Source organism: Cupriavidus sp. AU9028, from assembly GCF_019795295.1.
Classification (GTDB): Bacteria; Pseudomonadota; Gammaproteobacteria; order Burkholderiales; family Burkholderiaceae; genus Cupriavidus.
The window spans coordinates 21,483-47,096 of record NZ_JAIMCG010000020.1; the positions used below are offsets into that span (position 1 = coordinate 21,483).

The following is a 25,614-nucleotide window of genomic DNA, read 5'->3' on the forward strand; positions in this document are numbered from 1 at the left end:
CCGGGCGGCAAGCCTGGCGACGGCTGCCTTCGCCCGCCCCTTTTTCGCCGCAGCATCCAGACCATCTTGAGCACCACCCTGTTTGTCCGCCTGCCGCACCGGCCCCACGACCAGCCGCAACCCTGGCGGCTGGGCGCCATGCCCTTTGCGCTGGTGCGCGATCCCGTCACGGTGCGAGGCCGCCGCGACGCGTCGGCGCCCGCGCCGCATCTGCTTCGCGACGGCCGCGCCGAGGTTGCCGACCTGCCGGCGGCAGACCGCCTGGTGCTGATCGTGGCGGCGACCGATGTGCTGGCGACCAGCGCCATGGTGCCGCCACTCGCCCCCAACCGGCTGCGGCTGGCGCTTCCGAACCTGGTCGAAGACGCGCTGGCCGGCGACGCCCAGGCCGCGCATATCGCCGTCGGTCCGGAAATTCCCGCGGCCGATGCCACTGGCGCTGCCGCAGCGGTACGGGGTCCGCGCCGCCGCCTGCTGATGATCGCCGAACGCGCCTGGCTGCGCGCGGTGCTCGACGCGTTCGCCGCGCACCCGCATCGCCGCCGCCACCTGCTGCCGGCGCAGTTCTGCCTGCCGCTGATGCCCGTCGCCGAAGACGGCACGCCGGTCGCCACGCTGGCGCTGGAAGCGGCCGCGAGCGCGCTGGCCGATGCCGCCAGCCTGCTCGAGGGGGGCACGCCAGCCGATGACGCCGGCGAGCGCGGGCAAGCGCAGTCCTCGCGGGTGTGGCAGCTCACGGTGCGCGCCGAAGCGCTGTCGGGCTATGGGCTGCTGCTGGGCGACGACGCCCTGCCCGCCTGGAGCGCGCTGGCGCCCGCTGGCGTCTGGTACGGCGACGGCGCCGCGGCATCGCTGCCCGTGCTGACCGGTGAAGCGCCGCGGACGCGGCCGCTGGACTGGCAAACCTGGATTGCCGGAGCGCTCGCCTGTCTGCAGGACCGCTCGCTCGATCTGGCCCAGTTCGAATTCGCGCAGGGCCGCGCCGACCGCTGGCAGTTGCGTGCGTGGCGGCTGCCGCTGGCGCTCGCCGCAGGCCTGCTGATCGTGCAGATGGTCGGCATGAACGTGCACTGGCTGATGCTGCGCCAGGAGCAGGCCCGGTTGCAGGACGCCCAGGTCCAGCTGTTTCGTGCCGCCTTTCCCAATACGCCGGTGATCGTCGATCCCGCGCTGCAGATGCGCCGCCAGCTGGATCAGTTGCGGCTGGCCAGCGGCCGCAGTACGCCGGACGACTTCCTGCCGCTGGCGGACAAGCTGGCGCAAGCCGGGCGGAATCTGCCGCCCGACGCGCTGCTGGCCCTCGAATATCGTGGACGCGCGCTGCATGCCGTCTTCAAGAGCGGCACCGACCTCGCCGGCCTGCGCAGTGCCGCCCGGCAGGCCGGCCTCTCCATGGAGGAAGACCGGGGACCGCAGGATGGCGGCCGTGCCGCGGCCGGGGCGCCGCCGGGCGGTGTGGCCCTGCCGACCGGATCGCGCTGGATCATCCGGCCCGCGCTGTGATGGTCCGCCTTATCGTTTCCCACCATGACTGAACGTCTCTCCGACCGGGCCAGCCCCTCCGCCATGCGACCCTCCGCCACGGCATCGACGCACGCCGCGCCGGCCACGGCGGCAACCGCGGGCGCGCGCAAGCGCGCACGCGACGGCGCCCTGCTGACCCGGCTCGACGCGCTGCGCCCGCGCATCCCGGCCGCCTGGCGCGAGCGCGCCATCGCGTTCTGGTCGGCCCGCAATCCGCGCGAGCAGGCGCTGCTCGGCGGCGGCGGCGTGGTGATGGTGCTGGTGCTCGGCTATACCCTGCTATGGGAACCGGCCGCCGAAGGCCGCGCCCAGCTGGAGCGCAGCCTGCCGCAATTGCGTGCCCAGCTGGCCGAGATGGAAACCCTGTCGCAGGAAGCGCGTGGTCTGGCGGCGAGCCCGGCGCCCTCGCTGCGCGGGGAAGCCCTGATCGAGGCGCTGCGTGCGGGGCTGGGCCGTCATGGCCTGTCGCCCACGCGGCTGGCGGCGACGGGGGACAACACCATCCAGGTCCAGCTGGAGAAGGCGCCGTTCGGCGCGGTTGCAGGCTGGCTGCAGGACGTGCGGCAGCAACAGCGGTTCAAGGTGGCCGATGCCCGGATCGTCTACGTGGGCGCGACCGCCATCGTCGATGTCACCGCCACGCTGCAGGGACCGGGCGGTTCGCCCTCGGGCGCGCGCTGATGGCACTGCCAAGACTGGAGTCCCTGCGGCTGCCGCGCAGCCGTGCGCTGACGCCCCAGCGCCGGCCATGGCGCTGGCTGCTGCTTGCCCTGCTGGCCGTGCTCGTTACGCTGGTTGCCGCACTGCCCGCCGCCTGGGTGGCGCGTACGGTCGCGGCCCGCACGGAGGGGCGGGTGGTGCTGGCCGACGCCGCGGGCACGCTGTGGCTGGGCAGTGCCACGCTGGCGCTGTCGGCCGGCGCCGGCAGCCAGACCGCCACCGTGTTGCCGGGCCGCCTGCAGTGGTCCGTGTCGTTCTGGCCGCTGCTCGCCGGCACGCTGCGGATGACGGTCAGCCATGACGAAGCCATGCCGGCCCCGGTCGCGATCGCGATCACACCGGCGGGCTGGCAGGCGCAGGCCGGCGCCATGCGGCTGCCCGCTGCGCTGCTCGAAGGCGTCGGCGCGCCGTTCAACACGCTACGACCGGACGGGGCGATGCGGCTGGACTGGACCGCGTTGCAGGGCGCCTTTCGCGATGCCCCGGGCCGGCCCGCCGGGCTGTACGGCCATCTGACCGTCCGGCTCGACCAAGTATCATCTGCCGTCAGCCGCCTGCGGCCACTGGGCAGCTACCGCGCCGAAATCGACTGGAACGGCCGCGCCGGTGCGCTGCGCCTGTCCACCGTGGCGGGGCCGCTGTTTCTCGAAGGCCGCGGCCAGCTCGGCGCACGCGGCCGCTTCGAGGGAACGGCGCGGGCGGCGCCCGAGGCCGAAACGCAGCTGGCGGCATTGCTGAGCCTGCTCGGACGACGTGAGGACAACGTGACAAGGCTGCGGTTCTGAAGCGCTCTCATGCGCCAGTCCGCCGCCCCTGAAAATTTATGAAGAACTCTGATCATCGCCCCATGCTGCCATCCGCCGCCGCGCGCGCCGTCGCGCTGCTGTGCGCCGCGTCGCTGCTCGCACCCGCCCCGCTGTGGGCCCAGGCGCGCGGTGCGGGCACCCCATCCGCACCCCCCGACATCACGCCCCGCAACCGCGACCAGGTGGTGCTGAATTTCGTCAACGCGGATCTGGACGCGGTCATCAAGGCGGTCGGGCAGGCCACCGGCAAGAATTTCGTGATCGACCCGCGCGTGAAAGGCACCGTCAACCTGGTGACCGAAGCCCCGGTGTCGCGCGCGCAGGCGCTGGAGACGCTCGGTTCCGTGCTGCGGATGCAGGGCTATGCGATGGTGGAATCGGACGGCTTCACCAAGGTGGTGCCGGAAGCCGACGCCAAGCTGCAGGGCTCGCCCACCGTCATCGGCGCGGGCGCCAGCCGCGGCGGGCAGATCGTCACGCAGGTATTCCGCCTGAACTACGAGTCGGCCAACGCGCTGGTGCCGGTGCTGCGCCCGATGATCGCGCCGAACAATACGATCACCGCCTATCCCGGCAACAACACGCTGGTGATTACCGACTACGCCGACAACCTGCGCCGCATCGCCCGCATCATCGCCGCGATCGATGCGCCGGCCTCGGGCGAAATCGAGCTGATCCCCCTGCAGCATGCAATCGCCAGCGACACTGCGCTGGTGCTGCAGCGGCTGCTGGAACCGGGCGCGTCGGGCGCGCCGGGTGCGGCGCCGACGGCCGGCGGCGGCGGCGACGCCAGCCTGCGCACCACCGTCGCGGCTGAGCCGCGCAGCAACTCGCTGATGGTGCGCGCCAGCAGCCGGGCGCGGATGCAGCAGGTGCGCCAACTGATCGAGAAGCTGGACCAGCCCAATGCACGGCCGGGCAATATCTGGGTCGTGCCGCTGAAGAACGCGGACGCGGTCAAGCTCGCGCCGACGCTGCGCGCCATCGTCGCGGCCGACGCCTCGTTCGGCGTCAACCCGCAAGGCCAGGCGGGCGGCACGCCCGGCGTCGGCGGCATGACCAACATGCAGAACGTGGCGGCAACCTCCGGCACGCAACTCGCCGGCGGCACCACCGCTCCAGTTGGCGGCTATGGCGGCCGCTCCGGATCGGGCTCGGGCTTCGGCTCGGGCAACGGCTCGTCGGCCTTCTCGGCGTCGTTCGCACCGAACCAGATCCCGACCACCGGCGGCATCATCCAGGCCGACCCATCTACCAACTCGCTGATCATCACCGCCAGCGAGACGGTCTATCGCAACCTGCGCGGCGTGATCGAGGACCTCGATGCGCGCCGGGCGCAGGTCTACATCGAATCGATGATCGTCGAGGTGTCGTCGACGCAGGCTGCCGAACTGGGCATCCAGTGGCAGGGGCTGCTCAGCTCGGGCAGCGGCAACAACAACATCTTTGCCGGCACCAACTTCGGCACCGGCGGGCAGAACATCATCAACCTGAGCGGCGCGATCGCCAACATCGCCGAAAACGGTACCGGGGCGATCGGCGATGCGGCCGGGCTGGTGCCGGACATCGGCGGCCTGAACGTCGGCGTGTTCAACCGCGCGCTGGGCCTGGGCGCGCTGCTGCGGGCGCTGGGCACCCAGGGCAGCGTCAACCTGCTGTCCACGCCGAACCTGATCACGCTCGAGAACGAAGAGGCGAAGATCCTGATCGGCCAGAACATCCCGATCACGACCGGCTCGTACGCCCAGACCACCGGCAGCGCGACGGTGCAGCCGTTCAACACCTACGATCGCAAGGACGTGGGCATCACGCTGCGGGTGAAGCCGCAGATCACCGATGGGGGGCTGGTCAAGCTGCAGATCTACCAGGAGTCCTCGTCGGTGGTGCAGGGCACGCTTGCGCAGCAGCAGGGTCCGACCACCAACGTGCGCTCGATCGAGACCAATGTGCTGGTCAACGACGGCCAGATCATCGTGCTGGGCGGACTGCTGGAGGACAACTACGGCGACGGCGTGCAGAAGGTGCCGGGGCTGGGCGACCTGCCGCTGATCGGCGGGCTGTTCCGCTACGAGAACAAGCGGCGTGGCAAGACCAACCTGCTGGTGTTCCTGCGCCCCTACGTGATGCGCACGGCTGGCGCCACGGACCGTATCACCCAGGACCGCTACAGCTTCATCCGCGACGAGCAGGCCAACTTCGTGTCGCCGAACATCATGATGCGCGACCAGCAGACGCCGGTGCTGCCGCCGGCCGACGCGCCGGTCGCGCCCTTCGTCAATCCGCGCAACAATGGTCCCGTGCCGGGGCCGTTGCCGATCGACCAGACCCTGCCGCCGCCCGAGTCCGCGCCGGGCGGCACCCGACCCGTGGCGCCAGCGGTCCCGGCCGCGCCCGCGCCAGTGCCCTTGAGCAGCAGCCCCGCGCTGGCACCGCCGTCGGGCAATGGCGAGCGCGGTGCGGGTTCAGGCGGCTCGGCCGCGCCCGTCGGCTTCTCGATGGAGGGCGCCTGAGCGCGCCTGAGGGTGCCGGATGGTGCTGAGGCGCCGCCCGGCAATCGCGGCAGGATCGCGAGAGACATAGCAGGACTCACATGGCCAGCCTACCGATGACGGCATCCGCCGAAGCTCATGCCGCCGACGCCCATCGCGCCGGCGCCCTTTCCACGGCGCCGCCTGCCGGTCCGCGGCCGGCCGGGCAGTCCGATGCTGAGGCGGCCGTCGAGCCGCCCTCGCCGATGGCCGCGCGGCTGGTCTCCTACGGCTTTGCGCGGGAAGCGAAGCTGCTGGTCGCCCATCAGCGGCCGGACGGCCTCGAGGTGTGGGTCTGCCGTGCCACTTCGCCGGCGGCGCTGGCTGAAATTGCCCGCGTGCACGGCACGCTGAAGCTGAAGGTGCTGGAGCCCGATGCGCTCGAGCGCGCGATGTCGGATGCGTACAACCGGCAGGACGGCACCGCCGCGCAGGTCGTCGGCGAGGTCGAGGGCGAGGTGGATCTGTCGCGGCTGATGCAGGACATCCCCGCCGTCGAGGACCTGCTCGAGTCGGAGGACGACGCGCCGATCATCCGCATGATCAACGCGCTGCTGACCCAGGCGGCGCGCGAGGGCGCCTCCGATATCCACATCGAGCCGTTCGAGTCCTCGTCGGTGGTGCGCTTTCGCGTCGACGGCACGCTGCGCGACGTGGTGCGGCCCAAGAAGGCGCTGCACGGCGCGCTGATCTCCCGCATCAAGATCATGGCGCAGCTGGATATCGCCGAGAAGCGGCTGCCGCAGGATGGCCGCATCACGCTGCGCGTGGGCGGCCGCCCGGTGGACGTGCGCGTCTCCACGCTGCCCACCGGGCATGGCGAGCGCGCGGTGCTGCGTCTGCTGGACAAGGAGGCCGGCCGTCTCGATCTTGCCAAGCTCGGCATGGCAAGCGGCACGCTGCAGTCGTTCGACACGCTGGTACGGCAACCGCACGGCATCGTGCTGGTCACCGGCCCGACCGGTTCCGGCAAGACCACCACGCTGTATGCCGCGCTGTCGCGGCTCGATGCGCGCACCACCAACATCATGACGGTCGAGGATCCGATCGAATACGATCTGGACGGCATCGGCCAGACCCAGGTCAACGCGCGCATCGACATGACGTTTGCCAAGGCGCTGCGCGCGATCCTGCGCCAGGATCCCGACGTGGTGATGATCGGCGAAATCCGCGACCTCGAGACCGCGCAGATCGCGGTGCAGGCCTCGCTGACGGGCCACCTGGTGCTCGCCACGCTGCACACCAACGATTCCGCGTCGGCGGTCACCCGCCTGGTCGACATGGGCATCGAGCCCTTCCTGCTGTCCTCGTCGCTGCTCGGCGTGCTGGCGCAGCGGCTGGTGCGGCGGCTGTGTCCGCACTGCAAGCGAGAGGAGATCCTGGCCGCGCCGGTGGCCGACGGCGAGGTCCACGCCGAGGAAGGCCGGCCGCTGCAGCAGCGCGTCTGGCATCCGGTCGGCTGCGACCGCTGCGGCATGTCCGGCTATCAGGGACGGATGGGCGTCTACGAACTGCTGGTGGTCGACGACCAGATCCGCACCATGATCCACCGGCAGGCGCCGGAATCCGAGATCAAGCAGGTCGCGCTGAAGAACGGCATGCATACCATGCGCGCGGATGCCCAGCGCTGGATCGATGCCGGCTCCACCTCGCTGGAAGAGGTGCTGCGCGTGACCCGCGACTGACCCCAGCGACGCCATGCCAGCCTATCGCTACGAAGCCGTCGATGCCGCCGGCAAGACCGACCGCGGCGTCATCGACGCCGATAGTCCCAAGCAGGCCCGTGCGCAGCTGCGCACGCGCGGCCTGACCCCGCTGATCGTCGATGCCATCGGCAGCGCCGCCCAGGCGACGCGCGGCGGCCGCGGCGGCGCCTTCGGCCGCCGCCTGTCGTCGCAGGAGCTCGCGCTGATCACCCGGCAGCTTGCCAGCCTGATCGTCGCCGGCCTGCCGCTGGACGAAGCGCTGGGCGCGCTCGCCGACCAGGCCGAGCGCGCCCATGTGCACGAGCTGCTCGCGTCGGTACGGGCGGAGGTGATGGGCGGCAGTTCGCTGTCGGTCGCGCTGCTGCAGCATCCGCGCGATTTTCCCGAGATCTACCGCGCACTGGTGTCGGCCGGCGAGCAGTCCGGGCATCTGGGCGTGGTGCTGGAGCGGCTGGCCACCTATATCGAGACGCGCAACACGCTGACGTCGAAGATCCGGCTGGCCTTCACCTATCCGGCGATCGTCACCGTGGTGGCTTTCGCCATCGTGATCTTCCTGCTGTCGTATGTGGTGCCGCAGGTCGTCAGCGTGTTCGAGAACACCAAGCAGGCGCTGCCGACGCTGACCATCATCATGCTGGCGCTGTCCGATTTCGTGCGGGAGTGGTGGTGGGCGGCGCTGATCGTGATCGCGCTGCTGGCGCTCGGTGCCCGCGCGCTGTTGAAGCAGCCCGACGTGCGGCTGGAATGGCATCGCTGGCTGCTGACCGCACCGCTGGTCGGCAAGCTGGTGCGCGGCTACAACACGGCACGCTTCGCCAGCACCCTGGCCATCCTGGTGTCGGCCGGGGTGCCGATCCTGCGCAGCCTGCAGGCGGCGGGCGAGACGCTGGGCAACGAGGCGCTGCGCGCCAACGTCGACGACGCCACCACGCGGGTACGCGAGGGCGCGTCGCTGGCGCGGGCGTTGGCGGCACAGAACCAGTTCCCGCCGGTACTGGTGCACCTGATCCGCTCGGGCGAGGCGACCGGCAATCTGCCGGTGATGCTGGAGCGCGCCGCGCAGGGCGAGGGTCAGGAACTGGAGCGCCGCACCATGTTCCTGACCAGCCTGCTGGAGCCGCTGCTGATCCTGACGATGGGCGTGGTGGTGCTGCTGATCGTGCTGGCGGTGCTGATGCCGATCATCGAGATCAACCAGCTGGTGCGATAGGGCTGCCGCGCCCCCTGACGGGGCACGGCAGCGCCGGCGCCGGCGTTACTCGCTGGCCGCTGGCTTGGCCGCCCGCTTGCGGGAGGCGGTGCTGCGGCGCTTGCGCGCCGGGGCGGCGGCAGGCTCGGCCGGCGCCTCGCCGGAGGGGCCGGTGGATTGCGGGTTGTCCGCCTCTGCGGGGGCGCGTGTTGCAGTTTCCATCGCCGCTTCGGTTGCAGCTTCGGTTGCCGCTTCCGTTGCAGCTTCGGTTGCCACTGCTGCCGGCGCCAGCACGCTGCTCTCGATCGGCCAGGGGGTGTCGCTCAACTTGACGTCGGGCCGCCGCGCCGTGCGGCGGTTGCGGCTGGACTGGCGGGCGGCCGGCTGTTCCTCCGCCTGCGCCGCGGGCGCCGCCTCGGGCGCGGCTTCGGCCGGGACCATCACCGCTTCCACATCGGCCGTCAGCGGTTCGGCTGGCGCGGGCTGGGCTGCCGCAGCAACCGGTTGCTGCGCCTCGGCCTGGGGCAAGACCGGCTCGGTCTCCGCGCCACGAGGTTCCTGCACGGGGTTCGGCTGGACGCGCTGCGGCTGCGACGGCTGGTCCGCGCCGCGGCCCCTGCCCTGCCGATCCTGCTGACGGTCGCGATCCTGCTGCCGATCCTGCTGCCGGTCCTGCTGCTGGTCCTGCTGGCGCTCCTGACCGCGCGCCTCCTCGCCCTGCCGGGCACGGCGCTTCAAGCGCGCCCAGATCGTCTTGTTGTTGCCGCCGTTGCGGGTTTCGATCTCGAACAGCCCGGTCGCAGTGACCAGCTCGCTGAGCTTGCCGTAGCCGTAGTTGCGCGAGTCGAACTCCGGTGCCTGCTTGGCGATGTGGGTGCCCATGCTGCCCAGCGTGGTCCAGCCCTCCTCGTCGGAAACCGCCTGCGCCGCCGATTGCAGCAGGCGCACCAGCCGTGAATCCTGACGCAGCTCGCCGCCACTGCGGCGCCGCGCCGGCGCGTTGCTTTCGTCGGCTTCCGCCTCGCTGCGCAACACATCCGAATAGATGAACTTGTCGCACGCGGTCACGAAGGGCTTGGGCGTCTTGCGCTCGCCAAACCCGTAGACGGTCAGGCCCTGCTCGCGGATGCGCGAGGCGAGCCGGGTGAAATCGCTGTCGCTGGACACCAGGCAGAAGCCATCGAAGCGACCGGTGTACAGCAGGTCCATCGCGTCGATGATCATCGCGCTGTCGGTGGCGTTCTTGCCGACCGTGTAGCGGAACTGCTGGATCGGCTGGATCGAGTGCGACAGCAGGCAATCCTTCCAGCCCGACAGGTTCGGCTTGGTCCAGTCGCCATAGATGCGCTTGACGGCGGCGACGCCATACTTGGCCACTTCGGCGAGCAGCCCTTCGATGATGGCCGGCGCCGCGTTGTCGGCGTCGATCAGGACGGCCAGGGTGGCAGTGCCCTGGCGAGATTGGGTATTCATGTTGTTCCGGACGGACAGAGTTCAGGGAATAGGCCGCGATGGCGGCACGGTTCACTGCGAAGGCGGCGGTGTAAACCCGCACGGGTTGCGGCGCAACAAGCGGCGGCGGCCAGCAGACAGGTGACAGCCGGTCGACAACCGCGCCAGTGCGCGCGTCTTGAAGTTTCGCAGTGTACACGTGCCGGCATGAAACCCTCGTCTGGTGGAGGACGGGCGGAGTCCGCGTTGCTGCACTGCAGGGTGCCGCGCCGTCGGGCCCGGTGCTACCATGCCGCTCAGAGAGACACAGCCTCGGCCGCCTTCACAAGAGGCTGTCGCGGTTGCCCATAACTGCAGTGTGTCGGTGATCCCGACAACCAGCCCCGAAAGAGGAGCACCTATGAATGCCCCACTGACCGCTCCGGTCAGCGACGCCATCCGCCGCGCGCTCGCCAACGTTACCCTCGACGACAAATACACGCTGGAAAGCGGCCGCATCTACATCAGCGGCACGCAGGCGCTGGTTCGCCTGCCGATGCTGCAGCAGGCACGCGACCGCGCCGCCGGCCTGAACACCGCCGGCTTCATCTCGGGCTATCGCGGCTCGCCGCTGGGCGGGCTCGACCAGGCGCTGTGGAAGGCCAAGAGCCATCTCGCTTCCCACAATATCGTATTCCAGCCGGGCCTGAACGAAGACCTGGCCGCCACCGCGGTATGGGGCTCGCAGCAGGTCAACATGTACCCGGACGCGCGCTTCGACGGCGTGTTCGGCATGTGGTACGGCAAGGGACCCGGGGTCGATCGCAGCGGCGACGTGCTCAAGCACGCCAACTCCGCCGGCTCCTCGCCGCATGGCGGCGTGCTGGTGCTGGCAGGCGACGACCATTCGGCCAAGTCCTCCACGCTTGCACACCAGTCCGAGCACATGTTCAAGGCGTGCGGGCTGCCGGTGCTGTTCCCGTCCAATGTGCAGGAGTACCTCGACTACGGGCTGCACGGCTGGGCAATGAGCCGCTACTCCGGCCTATGGGTGGCGATGAAGTGCGTGACCGACGTAGTGGAGTCGTCCGCCTCGGTCGAACTCGATCCCGACCGCGTTCGCATCGCGCTGCCGGAGGACTTCATCCTGCCGCCGGGCGGGCTCAATATCCGCTGGCCCGACTCTCCGCTGGAGCAGGAGGCGCGGCTGCTGGACTACAAGTGGTACGCCGCGCTCGCGTATGTGCGCGCCAACCAGCTGGACCGCATCGAGATCGATTCGCCCCACGCGCGCTTTGGCATCATGACCGCCGGCAAGGCGTATCTGGACACCCGGCAGGCACTGTCCGACCTCGGCCTGGACCCGCAGACCTGCGCGCAGATCGGCATCCGCCTGTACAAGGTGGGTTGCGTCTGGCCGCTGGAAGCGCAGGGCGCGCGCGCCTTCGCCGAGGGGCTGCAGGAGATCCTGGTGGTCGAGGAAAAGCGCCAGATCATGGAGTACGCGCTCAAGGAAGAGCTGTACAACTGGCGCGACGACGTCCGGCCCAAGGTCTACGGCAAGTTCGACGAGAAGGACAATGCGGGCGGCGAATGGTCGATCCCGCAAAGCCGCTGGCTGCTGCCGGCGCACTACGAGCTGTCGCCCGCGATCATCGCCAAGGCGATCGCCACCCGGCTGGAGAAGTTCGATCTTCCCGCCGAGGTGCGCAGCCGCATCGCGGCCCGGCTCGCGGTGATCGAAGCAAAGGAGCGCGCGCTGGCAACGCCCCGTGTCGCCGCCGAACGCAAGCCCTGGTTCTGCTCGGGCTGTCCGCACAACACCTCGACCAACGTGCCGGAAGGCTCGCGGGCGATGGCGGGCATCGGCTGCCACTACATGACGGTCTGGATGGACCGCAATACCAGCACCTTCAGCCAGATGGGCGGAGAAGGCGTCGCATGGGTAGGGCAGGCGCCCTTCGCCGGCGACAAGCATGTGTTCGCCAACCTGGGCGACGGCACCTACTTCCACTCGGGCCTGCTGGCAATCCGCGCGTCGATCGCCGCCGGCGTCAATATCACCTACAAGATCCTCTACAACGACGCGGTGGCGATGACCGGCGGGCAGCCGGTGGACGGCAAGCTGTCGGTGCAGGACATCGCCTTCCAGGTCGCCGCGGAGGGGGCGCAGCAGATCGTCATCGTCACCGATGAGCCGGACAAGTACAGCGCGGCGATTCGTCTGCCCGAGGGCGTGCAGGTGCATCACCGCGACGAGCTGGACCGTATCCAGCGCGAACTGCGCGAGGTGCCCGGCACCACGATCCTGATCTACGACCAGACCTGCGCCACCGAGAAGCGGCGCCGCCGCAAGCGCGGCACCTATCCCGACCCGGCGCGGCGCGTCTTCATCAACGACACGGTGTGCGAGGGCTGCGGCGACTGTTCGGTCAAGTCCAACTGCCTGTCCGTCGAGCCGCTGGAAACGGAGCTGGGCACCAAGCGCAAGATCAACCAGTCGTCCTGCAACAAGGACTTCTCCTGCCTGAACGGCTTCTGCCCGAGCTTTGTCACCGCCGAAGGTGCGCAGCTACGCAAACCCGGTCGGCACGGCATGTCGATGGAGAACCTGCCGCCGCCGCCGATGCCGGCGCTGCCGCAGCTCGAGCGGCCCTACGGCGTGCTGGTCACCGGCGTGGGTGGCACGGGCGTGGTGACGATCGGCGGGCTGCTGGGCATGGCGGCGCATCTGGAGCAAAAAGGCGTCACGGTGCTCGACATGGCGGGGCTCGCGCAGAAGGGCGGCGCGGTGCTGTCGCACGTGCAGATCGCCGCGCGCCCACAGGACATTCATGCCACCCGCATCGCCATGGGCGAAGCGGACCTGGTGATCGGCTGCGATGCAATCGTCTCGGCCACCGACGAGGTCCTGTCGAAGGCGCAGTCCGGCCGCACCCGCGCGATCATCAATACCGCGCAGACGCCCACGGCCGAGTTCATCCGCAATCCGAAGTGGACCTTCCCCGGTGTCTCCGCGGAGCAGGACGTGCGCAACGCGGTCGGTGACGGCTGCGACTTCATCAACGCCAGCGCGCTGGCGGTGACGCTGCTGGGCGACGCGATCTACACCAACCCGCTGGTGCTCGGCTATGCCTGGCAGAAGGGCTGGGTGCCGCTGTCGCTTGACGCCATGCTGCGGGCGATCGAACTCAATGGCGTGTCGGTCGACAAGAACAAGGCCGCGTTCGAATGGGGCCGGCATATGGCGCACGATCCCGAGCAGGTGCTGGCGCTGACCGGCGAGCTGCGGAACACCGCCGAGGGCGCCGACGTGGTGCGGCTGCCCACCTCGACGGGCGCGCTGCTGGAAAAGCTGATCGCGCAGCGGGCCGAGCATCTGACCGCTTACCAGAACGCCGCGTATGCGCAGCGCTATCGCGACGACGTCAACCGTGTGCGCGCCGCCGAATCGGCATTGCTGGGCAGCGGCAAACCGCTGCCGCTGACCGAAGCCGTGGCACGCAACCTGGCCAAGCTGATGGCCTACAAGGACGAGTACGAAGTGGCCCGGCTATACGCCGACCCGGTCTTCCTGGAGAAGCTGCGCAACCAGTTCGAGGGCGAACCTGGCGTCGATTACCAGCTGAACTTCTGGCTCGCGCCGCCGCTGCTGGCAAAGCGCAACGACAAGGGGCACCTGGTCAAGCGCCGCTTCGGTCCGTCGACGCTGACGCTGTTCCGCATGCTGGCCCGGCTCAAGGGCCTGCGCGGCGGACCGCTCGACATCTTTGGCAAGACCGAGGAACGCCGCACCGAACGCGCGCTGATCGACGAGTATCGCGCGCTGCTGGACGAACTGGTGTCGGGGTTGAAGGCGGAGAACCACCAGACGGCGGTGGCGCTCGCCAGCCTGCCGGACGATATCCGGGGCTTCGGCCACGTCAAGGAGAACAACCTGAAGGCGGCCCGGGCGCGCTGGCAGACACTGCTGGCCCAGTTCCGCGATCCGGCGCAGGGACAGCGGGCGGCTTGAGGCCGTACTGGGGAGCAACCCTGCCGGTCGTGTTCCCCCTCTCCCGCTTGCGGGAGAGGGGAGCAACACCCGCGAACCGTTGGTGTTCTACCCCTTCCGCCAGCCGGCAGACGCGAGCAAATCCACGAACCCTCGGTGTTCTCCCTCTCCCGCTTGCGGGAGAGGGCCGGGGAGAGGGCAGCGGGCAGCCCTACTCCGCCTGCGCCAGCTGATCCTCGCCCTTCTTCACGTACATCGAATTCCTCGGCCGCGACAGCACGCGCCGGACCATCGGCTCGAAGAACGACAGCGGCAGGTTGTCGTAGTCGGTCATGAAGGCTGCGGCGTCGTACTTCTCGCAGAATTCGGCGGTGCGCTCGAACAATTCGGGCTGGCCGCGGAAGTGCTCGCGCAGGTTGCGGTCCAGGCCGAGGTGATGGAAGAAGTAGTAGCCCTGGAAGACGCCGTGCTTCTCCACCATCCACAGGTTCTCCGCGCTGACGAAGGGCTTGAGGATGGCGGCGGCGATATCGGGATGGTTGTAGCTGCCCAGCGTGTCGCCGATGTCGTGCAGCAGCGCGCAGACGACGTATTCCTCGTCGCGCCCGTCGCGGTGCGCCAGCGTGGCGGTCTGCAGGCAGTGCGTCAGCCGGTCGATCGGAAAGCCGCCGCAGTCGCCTTCGAGCAGGCGCAGGTGGGCCAGCACGCGGTCCGGCAGCGCCGCCGCGTACGGCATGAATTCGCCCGAGATGGCGGCCCAGTCCTCGCGGGTGCCCTCCTTCATGTGGCTGAAGCGGGCCCGCGGATGCGAGGCGGGATTGGCGGGATTGGCGGGATTGGCCATGGTCGTCTCCGGTGGGGTCGGCGCGTGCGCGCTCTGTTCTCGTGTCTGTACTCAATAATGCGGCAATTCGATTCTGACATCCAGCAGGGGCGGACACTGTCGGACGCCCGACAGTCCCGTCCGTGATCCGACGCCACCGCGCGGCTCGCCCTCCGCCAAAGCGGCGCAAGCGCCGCTACAATGCCCATTCGAGCCAACTTCCACGCCCCGGCAACGCACCGGCGGCAAGCGCGCCATCGGCAGGCGCCAGCCATGACCACCTCCGCATCCCGCTCCACGCAGCAAGGCCATCGCACCGACAGCGGCGCGGCCGGCCCTGGCACGCCCCCTTCCCCGCGCTCGCTGCGGCTCGCCTGGATGCTGGGTCTGACCGAGACCATCTCCTGGGGCACGCTGTACTTCACCTTCACGGTATTCCTGCAGCCCATGAGCGATACGCTGGGGTATGGCAAGCCATTCCTTGCCGGCGCCTATTCGCTCGGCCTGCTGGTGTGGGCGCTGTGCTCGTTCGCCGTGGGATGGCTGCTGGACCGCGTGCAGGCGCGCTATGTGATGGGGACCGGTTCGGTGCTCGCCGGCCTCGGCCTGTTGCTGTGGGCCTGGTCGCCCAGCCCGACCTTCTTCCTGCTGACGTGGATTCCGCTCGGACTGGCGATGGCCACCACGCTGTACGAGCCGGCCTTCCTCGTGCTGCGCAAGGCGTATGGCGACCAATACCAGAAGTCCATCGTCATCGTCACGCTGCTGGCCGGCTTTGCCAGCACCATCTTCATTCCGCTGGCGCAATGGCTGGTGCTCCATGTCGGCTGGCGTGCCACGCTGGTGGGCTTCGCCGCGCTGAACCTGTTCGTCTGCGCACCGCTGCATGCGCGGCTGCGGGTGGGCATCCAGCAGGACGCCAGCGCCGCCTCGGCGGCCCCCGCGCGCGAGGACGGCAATCGCGGCGTCGCCGCCCGGGCGCTGCGCGAGCCGGTGTTCTGGTGCGTCTGCCTCGCCTTCACCGCGCTGGCGATGATCGCCTCGCTGCTGGGTGCGCACCTGATCCCGATGCTGACCGAGAAGGGCCTGCCGGTCGGCGAACAACTGATCGTCGCCGCGCTGATCGGCCCCGCCCAGGTGCTCGGCCGGCTGGCCACCATGCGGCTGCCCGCCCGGCAACCGGTGCGCATTGCGGTGCCGGTCTACGCCGTGATGGCGGTCGGCCTGCTGACGCTGGCGCTCGGCTACGGCAAGTGGCTGATGCTCGCGGCGGTGCTATACGGCTGCGCCAACGGCATCAATACGATGCTGCGCGCGATGGCCATGCCGGAGCTGATCTCCCGCCATCACTACGCCACCCTCAATGGCCTGATGATGACGCCGGTGCTGCTGATGCAGGCCATCGCCCCCTGGCTTGGCGCGCTGCTGTGGCGCGCGGCCGGCGGCTACTGGCTGATGCTGTGGGCCATGGTTGCGCTGGCCCTGTGCGCGCTGGTCTCCTTCGGCTACGCACTGCGCCGGCGCGGCATGCTGGGCCACGCATGATGTCAGCGCGGCGCCGATGGCAAGGCCGCCCCCTGCGTGCCACCATCGCGGGGCCTGCCATCGCGAACGCATCTTGTCCGATACCCCGATTCCTCCCAGCGCCGGTCCATCTCCCGGTACCGTCCCGCCGCCTTCCGCACCGGCGGTAGAGCGCGCCGCACGCGCCACCATGGCGCTGTTCTTTGTCAACGGCGCGACCTTCGCCACCTGGGGCGTGCACATCCCCACCATCAAGGCCCGCTTCGTGCTGAGCGACGCCGCGCTGTCGGTGGCGATGTTCGTCGTCGCCGGCGGCGCGATCCTGGCAATGGGACCGGTCGGCCGCTGGGTCGCGAGGGTGGGCAGCGCCCGCGCATGCCTGGTCGGGGGCGTCGCCTGCGCGCTGGCCACCGCGTCCATCCTGGCCATGCCTGCTTTCGGCTGGCTGCTGCCCGCGCTGCTCGCCTTCGGCATGACCAATGCCGTGTTCGACGTCGCCATGAACGCACAGGCCGCCACCGTGGAGGCCGGGCGCAGCCGGCCCATCATGTCGGCGCTGCACGGCATGTTCAGCCTGGGAGGCATGGTCGGCGCCGGGATCGGCGGGCTGATGCTGGCGTGGCAGGTGCCGCCCTTCGCCCACGCGGCCGGCATGGCTGCCATCACCGCGACGGTGGCGTGGGTCGCGCTGCGTTGGCTGCTGCCGGACCATCCGCCGGCGCCGTCTTCCGACCGTCACCGCGCGCACGCGGCGCGCGCGCTCTGGCTGCTGGGCGCGCTGGCCTTTCTGGGCCTGGTTGGCGAAGGGGCGATGTACGACTGGTCCACGGTGTACATGCGCGAGATCGTCGCCGCACCGGCGGGCCTGGTCAGCCTTGGCTATGCCGCGTTCTCCGCGGGCATGGCGATCGGCCGTTTCACCGGCGACCGCGTGCGCGAGCGCTTCAGCGACGCCGGCACGCTGGCCGCGAGCGCCTGGATCGCCTTCGGCGGCATGGCGCTGGCATTGCTGTGGCCGGCATCCGCGACCACGCTGCTCGGTTTCGCACTGATGGGACTGGGCGCGGCCAATATGGTGCCGATCTTCTTCGTCGCGGCGTCGCGGCTGCCCGGGCTGGCGCCGGCCGAAGCGATCGCTCGCGTCGCCCGCTTCGCCTATGTCGGGTTGATGATCGGCCCGGTGATGATCGGCGGCGTCGCGCATCTGGCGGGGCTGCGCATCGGCCTGGGCATCGTCGCGCTGACCATGGGCTGGATCGCGCTGTGGGGGGTGCGGACCGTACGGCCGTGGATCGGTGCACCCGCCGGCCTGGTCAGGCCAAAACAGGCAGGTCGGTCCGGGCGGTAAAGCGCGGACTGGCGCCGCGCCTCGCTTTCGGATGCGGGCCTTTGCCGGGGCGCCTGGAGCCACTACCATGGCGGCTATCCAGGAGACCGCCCATGACCGCCACGCAAGCCCTGCCCGACCCCGGCCCCGACGCGCCCCGCTGCAGCTGGTGCGGCACGCTGGAGGATTACCGCCGCTACCATGACCACGAGTGGGGATTCCCGGTGGCCGACGACCGCCGGCTGTTCGAGAAGCTGTGCCTGGAAGGCTTCCAGTCGGGCCTGAGCTGGCTGACGATCCTGCGCAAGCGCGAGGCCTTCCGCGAGGCCTTTGCCGGGTTCGACATCGAGCGCATCGCTCGCTTCGGCGAGCGCGACATCGAGCGGCTGCTGGGCAATGCCGGCATCGTGCGCCATCGCGGCAAGATCGAGGCGACCATCAACAACGCCCGCCGTGCCCTGGAACTGCTCGAAAGCGAGTCCTCACTGGCCGCCTATCTGTGGCGCCATGAACCGGACCCGGCCTCGCGCCCGGCGCGCCTGACTCCGGAAGCGTTGCGGGCGATGACCACCTCCCCCGAAGCGGTGGCGCTATCGAGAGACCTGAAAAAGCGCGGCTGGCGCTTCGTCGGACCCACCACCATGTACGCCATGATGCAGGCGATGGGCCTGGTCAACGACCACACCGAAGACTGCTGGGCGCGAGAGGCGGCGCTGCGCCAGCGCGCCAGCTTCGTGGTGCCGCGCTAGTTCCCCGCCCCTCGCCCGCCGGGGCCTTCAATGCGAGGGCGCCTCGCTGCCGCCCCGGCGCATCCTGCCGACGATCCAGACCCCGGCAGCGACGATACCGCCCGCCACCACGCCAGTGACGATATTGATCAGCAGCGGCCCCAGCCAGCCCAGGTAGTGGCCGACCGCGGGCAACTGCGTGACCGCATGCTCGGCGCTCTCTTCCAGATGGTGCGCCCACGGGATGCCGTGCACCAGGATGCCGCCGCCGACCAGGAACATGGCGATGGTGCCGGCCACCGACAGGAACTTCATCAGCATCGGCGCCAGCGCCAGCAGGCCGCGTCCCAGGGCCCGCATCGCGGCGCTGGCGCGCTGGTTCAGGTACAGGCCCGCGTCATCGAGCTTGACGATCCCCGCCACCAGCCCATAGACGCCGACCGTCATGATCAGCGCAATGGCGGTGAGCACGGCCAGCCGGGTAACGAAGGGCTGGTCGGCGACGGTGCCCAGCGAGATCACGACGATCTCGGCCGACAGGATGAAGTCGGTACGCACCGCGCCCTTGATCTTCTCCTTTTCCAGCGCCACCAGATCGACCGAGGGGTTCCGCGCGGCCTCGCACAGGCGCTTGCGCTCGCGCTCCAGTTCTTCCTTGTCGACCGGCTTGCCGCTGCGGTGCATATAGCGGTGCGCCAGCTTCTCGAAGCCCTCGAAACAGAGAAAGGCGCCGCCGATCATCAGCAGCGGCGTGATGGCCCACGGCGCCAGCGCGCTGATCAGCAGCGCCGCCGGTACCAGGATCACCTTGTTGCGCAGCGAGCCCAGCCCGACCGCCCACACCACCGGCAGCTCGCGGTTGGCCTTCACGCCGGTCACCTGCTGCGCATTCAATGCGAGGTCGTCGCCCAGCACGCCGGCGGTCTTGCGGGCGGCCACCTTGCTCATGGTGGCGACGTCGTCCAGGATGGTCGAGATGTCGTCCAGCAGGGCTAGCAGGCTGGCTCCGGCCATCTCACGCCTCCCCCGACCATGCCCGGCAAGGACGAGCCGGGCAGACGCGACACGATCGGTTCGTCGGCAGCATCGAAGACTCCTGTTCAGATGGCATCCGACGATACTGCCATAGCGCTTGGCGGGTACGGCCTTCCGCCCTGTCGGTCTTTGTCTGATTTTTCTGACAGCATTCCTTTGCTAGCATCGGGCGTTACGCGCGGCCCCGGGGCAGCGTCCTGCGCCGGCGCCCAGATTCCCCTCTCACCCGGCCTCTATGCCCCAAAACCTGCCGCGCAGCGACCTGCTGCGAACCCTGTTCGTCCCCCTCCTGCTTGGCGCCCTGCTGGTCGTGGACGCCATCACGCCGCTGGGCCTGGCGGGATGGATCTTCTATCTGATCCCGATCTGCCTTTGCGTCTTCATCGACAAGCCGGTGGCGGCGCTCTGGACCACTGGCGCGAGTACCGTGCTGATCGTCGTCGGCTACTTCGTGTCCCCGCCCGGCGTCGCGGCCGACGTGGCCATCCTGAATCGCGTGTTCGGGCTGGTGGTCATGTGGTTCCTCGGCGGCGCGGTCTACCGCTATGTCGTAGCCCAGCTGCAGATGCGCCGCTTCGTCTGGCTCAACGAGAGCCACGTCCGCATCGTGCAGGAGACGCGCGGCAAACCCACCGCGGAAGAGGTCGGCAGCGCGATGCTGCGGGCGCTGGTCAATGTTTGCGGTGCACAGGCAGCCGTCCTCTATCTGCATCAAGGCGGCCAGCTCAAGCGCGCTGCTGGCTGGGCCCTGCCGCCGGACACCCCGGAAACGCTCGCGCCGGGCCAGACCCTGGCCGGACAAGCCTTCGCCGAGAACCGCAGCGTCACCGCCGAGGGGCTGGACCAGCATTACCTGCGCATCGGCTCGGGACTCGGCAGCGGCGTGCCGCACGCCGTGCTGGCTGCGCCGCTGACCAGCGATGGCGATCCCGTCGCGGTGGTGGAACTGGGCTTCACCACCGTGCATCGGCCGCTGGAGGACCTGCTGGAACTGCTCGCGCGGGTCGGCGAAGCCACCGGCATGGCGCTGACCGCGGCGACGCACCGCGCGCGGCTGGAAGCGCTGCTTGCCGAGACCCAGCGTCAGGCCGAGGAGCTGCAGGTCCAGCAGGAGGAGCTGCGCGTCTCCAACGAGGAGCTCGAGGAGCGCGGCCGGGCCCTGATGGAATCGCAGGCGCGGCTCGAAACCCAGCAGGCCGAGATGGAGCAGACCAATATCCAGCTGGAGGAGCATACCCAGCTGCTGGAAGCGCAGAAGCGCGACCTGCTCAAGTACCAGGCCGAATTGTCCGCCGGCGCGCGGGCGCTGGAGCGGGCCAGCCAGTACAAGTCCGAATTCCTGGCCAACATGTCGCACGAGCTGCGCACGCCGCTGAACAGCGCGCTGATCCTGGCCAAGCTGCTGCAGGAGAACAAGGAAGGCAACATGACGCCGGAGCAGATCCGGTACGCCTCCACCATCCACTCGGCCAATACCGACCTGCTGAACCTGATCAACGACATCCTGGACCTGTCCAAGATCGAGGCCGGACACGTCGAGGTGCAGCCGGAGCAGGTCGAGTTCGACGCGCTGGAACATGCAATGCGCGAAGCGTTCGCGCCAGTCTCCGCGCAGAAGAACGTCAAGTTCCGCACCGAGCGCGCCCCCGGCACGCCGGCCGGCATGGTGACCGATCCGATGCGGCTGCAGCAGATCCTGCGCAACCTGCTGTCCAACGCCTTCAAGTTCACCGAGCGCGGCGAGGTCACGCTGACCGTCGCCGCGCATGGCAAGGACGGCGTGCGCTTCGAAGTCCGCGACACCGGCATCGGCATCCCGAAGGAGAAGCAGGAGATCATCTTCGAGGCCTTCCAGCAGGCCGACGGTACCACCAGCCGGCGTTACGGCGGCACCGGCCTGGGTCTGTCCATCTCGCGCCAGCTGGCCGGCCTGCTGAACGGCTCGCTGTCGGTCGCCAGCGAACCGGGCATCGGCAGCACCTTCACGCTGACGCTGCCGCTCTCCTTCGTCGGCCCCACGGCGCCCGCGCGCGCGCCGGCCACCGCCCCCGCCTTGCCCTCGGCGCCTCGCTCCGTACCGGAAGCGGTAGCGCTCGACCTGCCGCCGCTCGACGCAGTCGCCGCACAGGCGGGACAACGCCACGTGTTGCGCGACAGCGCCCCGGTTGCCAGTGCGCACGGGACCTCGCCAGCGCCGGCCCCCGTCAGCGCGCCGGGCACCGACACCGGAGCACGCGGCAGTGCCATCCACCCCGCTGGCGGCGCCAGCCTGGCGCCGCACCATATCGAGGACGACCGCGACCACCGCACGCGCGGCAACCGGCTGATCCTGGTGATCGAGGACGACCTGGCCTTTGCCGGCATCCTCTACGACCTCGCGCATGAACTGGACTTCGACTGCATCCACGCCACCACCGCCCAACAGGGTCTGGAGCTGGCACGCGAGCACCAGCCCTGCGGCATCCTGCTCGACGTCGCGCTGCCGGACCACTCGGGCCTGACGCTGCTGGACTGGCTCAAGCGCGACCCGGCCACCCGCCACATCCCGACGCACCTGATTTCGATCAGCGACCATGCCGAGGCCGCGCTGCATCGCGGCGCGATCGGCTACACGCTCAAGCCCAGCGGCCGCGACGACCTTGCCGGCGTGATGCGCGAACTGGAAGCGCGCATGGCACGCGGCATGCGCCGGGTGCTGGTGATCGAGGACGACGCCACGCTGCGCGAGAGCATCCGCGCGCTGCTGCAATCGCTGGACATCGAGATCGTCACCGCCGACTCCATCGCCCGCGCCATCAAGGAGCTCGAAACCGGCCCGTTCGATTGCGTGGTGATGGACCTGGCGCTGCCCGACGGCTCCGGCCACGACCTGCTGGAAAAGATGGCGGCCGACTCGGCGTACTCGATGCCGCCGGTGATCGTCTACACCGGCCGCCAACTGTCGGCCGACGACGAGCAGCGGCTGCGGCGCTACTCGAAGTCCATCATCATCAAGGGAGCGCGCTCGCCCGAGCGGCTGCTCGACGAAGTCACCCTGTTCCTGCACAGCGTCGAATCCGCGCTGCCGCCGGAGCATCAGCGCATGCTGCGCGCGGTGCGCAGCCGCGACGACGCCTTCGACGGCCGCACGCTGCTGCTGGTCGAGGACGATGCACGGAATATCTTCGCGCTGTCCAAGGTGCTGGAGCCGCTGGGCGCCCGTGTCGAGATCGCACGCAACGGCAAGCAGGCGCTGGACACCCTCGATGGGCGCGATGACATCGACCTCGTGCTGATGGACATCATGATGCCCGAGATGGACGGCCTGACCGCGATGCGCCATATCCGCCAGGACAGCCGCCACACCAGCCTGCCGATCATCGCGCTGACCGCCAAGGCCATGTCGTCGGACCGCGAGGCGTGCCTGCTGGCCGGCGCCAATGACTACATCGCCAAGCCCATCGACATCGACAAGCTGCTCTCGCTCTGCCGCGTATGGCTGCACGCTCGGTGATCCCGCCTGCCGCCCCGGCACCGCCGGCCGAGAGCGACAACTTCGAGATCGAGCTGGAGTTGCTGCTCGAGGGCATCTATCGCAAGTACCAGCACGACTTCCGTGGCTACTCGCGTGCCTCGCTGCGCCGGCGCCTGTCGCAGGCGCTGCGCGACTTCGGCTTCGAGACGCTGTCGCAGCTGCAGGACCGCATGTTCCGCGACCCGGCGCTGTTCACGCGGATGTTCCAGTACCTGACGGTGCAGGTCAGCGAGATGTTCCGCGACCCCTCGTACTTCCGCGCCATCCGCGAACAGGTCGCGCCGGTGCTGAAGACCTACCCCTCGCTGAAGGTCTGGGTCGCCGGCTGCAGCAGCGGCGAGGAACTGTGGTCGCTCGCCATCCTGTTCGCCGAGGAAGGCCTGCACGAGCGCACCACGTTCTACGCCACCGACATCAACCCGGCGGCGCTGGCCGAGGCGCGCGCGGGCGTCTACGACGTCGGCCGCGTGCGCGGCTTCAACCGCAACTATCTGGCTGCCGGGGGGCGGCACTCGCTGGGCGACTACTATCACGCCGCCTATGGCAAGGCCAAGTTCGACGCCAGCCTGATCACGCGCGCCGTCTTCGCCGACCATAGCCTGGCCACCGACAGCGTGTTCCAGGAGGCGCAACTGATATCCTGCCGCAATGTGCTGATCTACTTCGACCGGGGCCTGCAGGACCGCGCCCTCGGCCTGTTCCGCGACGCCCTGGTACGCCACGGCTTTCTCGGTCTTGGCAGCAAGGAAACCCTGCAGTTCAGCAGCCACGCCGAGGCATTCGAGCCGGTCGTCGCCGCGGACCGCCTCTATCGCAAACGGTAGGCGCAAGATGGGACAGGCAATCAGCATGCTCGAGTACGAAGGCGGCCCCATCCCCGAGGCCGTGGTGGTCGGCGCGTCCGCGGGGGGCATCGAGGCCCTGAACCGGCTGCTTCCCATGCTGCCGGCGGCCTTCCATCCGCCGCTGATCGTCGTGCTGCATCTGCGGCCCGACACGCCCAGTCTGCTGCCCGAGCTGTTTGGGCGGCGCTGCGCACTGACCGTGCGCGAGGCCGAGGACAAGATGCCGGTGGGTCCCGGCCATCTTTACCTGGCACCGCCCGACTACCACCTGCTGGTCGAGCGCGATCCGAACGGGACGCGGCTCGCACTGTCGGTCGATCCGCCGGAGCGATTCTCCCGGCCGTCGATCGACGTGCTGTTCGAATCGGCCGCCTACGTCTGGCGCGACCGGCTGCTTGGCATCCTGCTCAGCGGCGCCAACGACGACGGCGCGCGCGGCCTCGAAGTCATCCGCGCCGCCGGGGGGCGCGCGTGGGTGCAGGCGCCCGACACAGCGGCCGCCGACATCATGCCGGCCCAGGCGATCGCGCGCGGCGCGGTCGACGAAGTTCTGACCATCGAAGCAATCGGCAGCCGCCTGCGGCTCGCCGTCCAATGAAATCGCTGCCATGTCCCAACCGATAAAAATACTCACCGTCGACGACATCGCCAGCAACCTGGCGGCGCTGGACGCGGTCCTGGCGCGTCCGGATGTCGAACTGGTGCACGCCAACTCGGGACAGCAGGCGCTGGAACTGCTGCTGGACCACGATTTCGGGCTGGCCATCCTCGACGTCAACATGCCCGGCATGGACGGCTTCGAACTGGCCGAACTGATGCGCGGCAGCGTCCGCACGCGGCATATCCCCATCCTGTTCCTGACCGCGGCCGGCTACGATACCCAGCGCACCTTCAAGGGCTACGCCACCGGCGCGGTGGACTTCCTCTACAAGCCGCTGGACGCCGACATCCTCTCGGCCAAGGTCGACGTCTTTGTCCAGCTCGCCCGGCAGAAGCAGCAGCTGGCCGAACAGCTCGCCACCAGCCAGCGGCTGCTCAAGTCCAACGAAATGCTGATGGCCGTGCTGGCGCACGACCTGCGCTCCCCGCTGTCGGCGATCCTCGCGTCTACCTCCTTCCTCGAACGCTTCGGCAGCAACGACAAGACCGCGCCGGTGCTCGAGCGCATTCGCCGCAGCGGCACGCGGATGGTACGGATGGTCGACCAGTTGCTCGACGTCGCCCGCCTGCACGGCGGCCGCATGCAACCCAGCATGCAGCGCGAAGACCTGCAGGCCCTGTGCGCCGCCATCGTCGATGAACACGAAAGCCGCTACGGACGAGGCCGGCTGATCCTGGAATGCGCCGGCGACACCAGCGCGGTGGTCGATCCCGGGCTGCTGTCCCAGGTAGTCGCCAATCTCGTGGGCAACGCCATGCAGCACGGCGACCCCGACGAGCCGGTGCGCGTGCACGTCGACGGCACCGACCCCAAACGGATCACGGTCACCGTGCGCAACGGCGGCGTGATTCCGGCCGAGGTCCTGCCGCATCTGTTCGATGCATTCCGCTCCGGGAGGTCCGCCGCGGAATCGGAGGGGCTCGGCCTGGGGCTGTATATCGCCAGGGAGCTGGCGATGCTGCACGGCGGGGATATTCGGGTAGTGTCGACGGAGGCGACAGGGACCGTGTTCACGGTGTGGGTGCCGCGGGCAGCAGGGTAATCCGAGGATCCGGACGCCAGCGGACCGCAATAGCAAAACACCGCACGGCGCCATCAAGACGCGGTGCGGTGTTTGAAGATACCTGGTGGACCGAAGGAGGATCGAACTCCCGACCTCTGCATTGCGAACGCAGCGCTCTCCCAGCTGAGCTATCGGCCCGTAGCGTGAGATTTTAGCCGGGATTCCCGGGAAGTTTCAAGCGGTCCACGACCTT

The 25,614-nt window shown here is 69.4% G+C and carries 17 protein-coding genes and 1 tRNA gene; 14 read left to right on the forward strand and 4 right to left on the reverse strand.

Going from position 1 to position 25,614, the window contains the following annotated elements:
* Nucleotides 1–66 precede the first annotated feature (66 nt).
* The 6 genes from gspL (at nucleotide 67) to gspF (ending at nucleotide 8,497) form a co-directional block, all read left to right on the forward strand.
* Nucleotides 67–1,503, forward strand: coding sequence for a type II secretion system protein GspL (gene gspL, locus K6V06_RS18505; protein ID WP_222245594.1), 1,437 nt, complete (start codon nucleotides 67–69; stop codon nucleotides 1,501–1,503).
* Nucleotides 1,504–1,527: 24 nt separating this feature from the next.
* A complete protein-coding gene (locus tag K6V06_RS18510; protein ID WP_255581951.1) occupies nucleotides 1,528–2,205 on the forward strand; it encodes a type II secretion system protein M in 678 nt (225 codons plus the stop codon).
* A 5-nt stretch (nucleotides 2,206–2,210) separates the two neighbouring features.
* Nucleotides 2,211–3,029, forward strand: a complete 819-nt coding sequence (locus K6V06_RS18515) for a type II secretion system protein N (protein ID WP_222245644.1) — start codon at nucleotides 2,211–2,213, stop codon at nucleotides 3,027–3,029.
* A 38-nt stretch (nucleotides 3,030–3,067) separates the two neighbouring features.
* A complete protein-coding gene (gene gspD / locus K6V06_RS18520; RefSeq protein ID WP_222245595.1) occupies nucleotides 3,068–5,560 on the forward strand; it encodes a type II secretion system secretin GspD in 2,493 nt (830 codons plus the stop codon).
* 80 nt (nucleotides 5,561–5,640) lie between these two features.
* The gene (gspE, locus tag K6V06_RS18525; RefSeq protein WP_255581952.1) at nucleotides 5,641–7,263 is read left to right on the forward strand and encodes a type II secretion system ATPase GspE; all 1,623 of its coding nucleotides are present in this window, start codon (nucleotides 5,641–5,643) and stop codon (nucleotides 7,261–7,263) included.
* Between the two features lie 13 nt (nucleotides 7,264–7,276).
* Nucleotides 7,277–8,497, forward strand: coding sequence for a type II secretion system inner membrane protein GspF (gene gspF, locus K6V06_RS18530; protein WP_222245596.1), 1,221 nt, complete (start codon nucleotides 7,277–7,279; stop codon nucleotides 8,495–8,497).
* A 45-nt stretch (nucleotides 8,498–8,542) separates the two neighbouring features.
* Here gspF and K6V06_RS18535 read toward each other — a convergent pair whose 3' ends face one another.
* Nucleotides 8,543–9,949 (reverse strand): NYN domain-containing protein, encoded by a 1,407-nt coding sequence (locus K6V06_RS18535; protein ID WP_222245597.1) that lies wholly within the window; start codon nucleotides 9,947–9,949, stop codon nucleotides 8,543–8,545.
* 379 nt (nucleotides 9,950–10,328) lie between these two features.
* On the opposite strand from K6V06_RS18535, the gene K6V06_RS18540 reads away from it, so the two are divergent.
* Complete coding sequence (locus K6V06_RS18540; RefSeq protein WP_222245598.1) at nucleotides 10,329–13,922, forward strand: indolepyruvate ferredoxin oxidoreductase family protein; 3,594 nt, start codon at nucleotides 10,329–10,331, stop codon at nucleotides 13,920–13,922.
* A 190-nt stretch (nucleotides 13,923–14,112) separates the two neighbouring features.
* On the opposite strand, the gene K6V06_RS18545 is transcribed toward K6V06_RS18540, so the two are convergent.
* Nucleotides 14,113–14,745 carry an HD domain-containing protein gene (locus tag K6V06_RS18545; protein ID WP_255581953.1) on the reverse strand — a complete coding sequence of 211 codons (633 nt, stop codon included), beginning with the start codon at nucleotides 14,743–14,745 and terminating at the stop codon, nucleotides 14,113–14,115.
* A gap of 252 nt (nucleotides 14,746–14,997) precedes the next feature.
* On the opposite strand from K6V06_RS18545, the gene K6V06_RS18550 reads away from it, so the two are divergent.
* From K6V06_RS18550 to K6V06_RS18560, 3 genes are all read left to right on the forward strand, one after another.
* Nucleotides 14,998–16,269, forward strand: coding sequence for an MFS transporter (locus K6V06_RS18550; protein ID WP_222245599.1), 1,272 nt, complete (start codon nucleotides 14,998–15,000; stop codon nucleotides 16,267–16,269).
* 169 nt (nucleotides 16,270–16,438) lie between these two features.
* The gene (locus K6V06_RS18555) at nucleotides 16,439–17,596 is read left to right on the forward strand and encodes an MFS transporter (protein ID WP_222245600.1); all 1,158 of its coding nucleotides are present in this window, start codon (nucleotides 16,439–16,441) and stop codon (nucleotides 17,594–17,596) included.
* Nucleotides 17,597–17,688: 92 nt separating this feature from the next.
* The gene (locus tag K6V06_RS18560) at nucleotides 17,689–18,324 is read left to right on the forward strand and encodes a DNA-3-methyladenine glycosylase I (protein ID WP_222245601.1); all 636 of its coding nucleotides are present in this window, start codon (nucleotides 17,689–17,691) and stop codon (nucleotides 18,322–18,324) included.
* Nucleotides 18,325–18,351: 27 nt separating this feature from the next.
* Here K6V06_RS18560 and K6V06_RS18565 read toward each other — a convergent pair whose 3' ends face one another.
* Nucleotides 18,352–19,317 carry a DUF808 domain-containing protein gene (locus K6V06_RS18565; protein WP_222245602.1) on the reverse strand — a complete coding sequence of 322 codons (966 nt, stop codon included), beginning with the start codon at nucleotides 19,315–19,317 and terminating at the stop codon, nucleotides 18,352–18,354.
* 256 nt (nucleotides 19,318–19,573) lie between these two features.
* Between K6V06_RS18565 and K6V06_RS18570 the strand changes: the two genes are divergently transcribed.
* From K6V06_RS18570 to K6V06_RS18585, 4 genes are read left to right on the forward strand one after another with little or no spacing between them, the layout of a single operon-like run.
* Nucleotides 19,574–22,831: a response regulator gene (locus K6V06_RS18570; protein WP_222245603.1), complete on the forward strand. Its 3,258-nt coding sequence runs from the start codon at nucleotides 19,574–19,576 to the stop codon at nucleotides 22,829–22,831.
* Complete coding sequence (locus tag K6V06_RS18575; protein ID WP_222245604.1) at nucleotides 22,813–23,676, forward strand: protein-glutamate O-methyltransferase CheR; 864 nt, start codon at nucleotides 22,813–22,815, stop codon at nucleotides 23,674–23,676. The genes K6V06_RS18570 and K6V06_RS18575 overlap by 19 nt, the downstream gene beginning before the upstream one ends.
* Nucleotides 23,677–23,701: 25 nt before the next feature.
* The gene (locus K6V06_RS18580; protein WP_222245605.1) at nucleotides 23,702–24,295 is read left to right on the forward strand and encodes a chemotaxis protein CheB; all 594 of its coding nucleotides are present in this window, start codon (nucleotides 23,702–23,704) and stop codon (nucleotides 24,293–24,295) included.
* A 10-nt stretch (nucleotides 24,296–24,305) separates the two neighbouring features.
* Nucleotides 24,306–25,400, forward strand: coding sequence for a hybrid sensor histidine kinase/response regulator (locus tag K6V06_RS18585; protein ID WP_222245606.1), 1,095 nt, complete (start codon nucleotides 24,306–24,308; stop codon nucleotides 25,398–25,400).
* An 83-nt stretch (nucleotides 25,401–25,483) separates the two neighbouring features.
* Here the strand turns inward: K6V06_RS18585 and K6V06_RS18590 are convergent.
* A tRNA-Ala gene (locus K6V06_RS18590) sits at nucleotides 25,484–25,559 on the reverse strand.
* Between the last annotated feature and the right edge of the window lie 55 nt (nucleotides 25,560–25,614).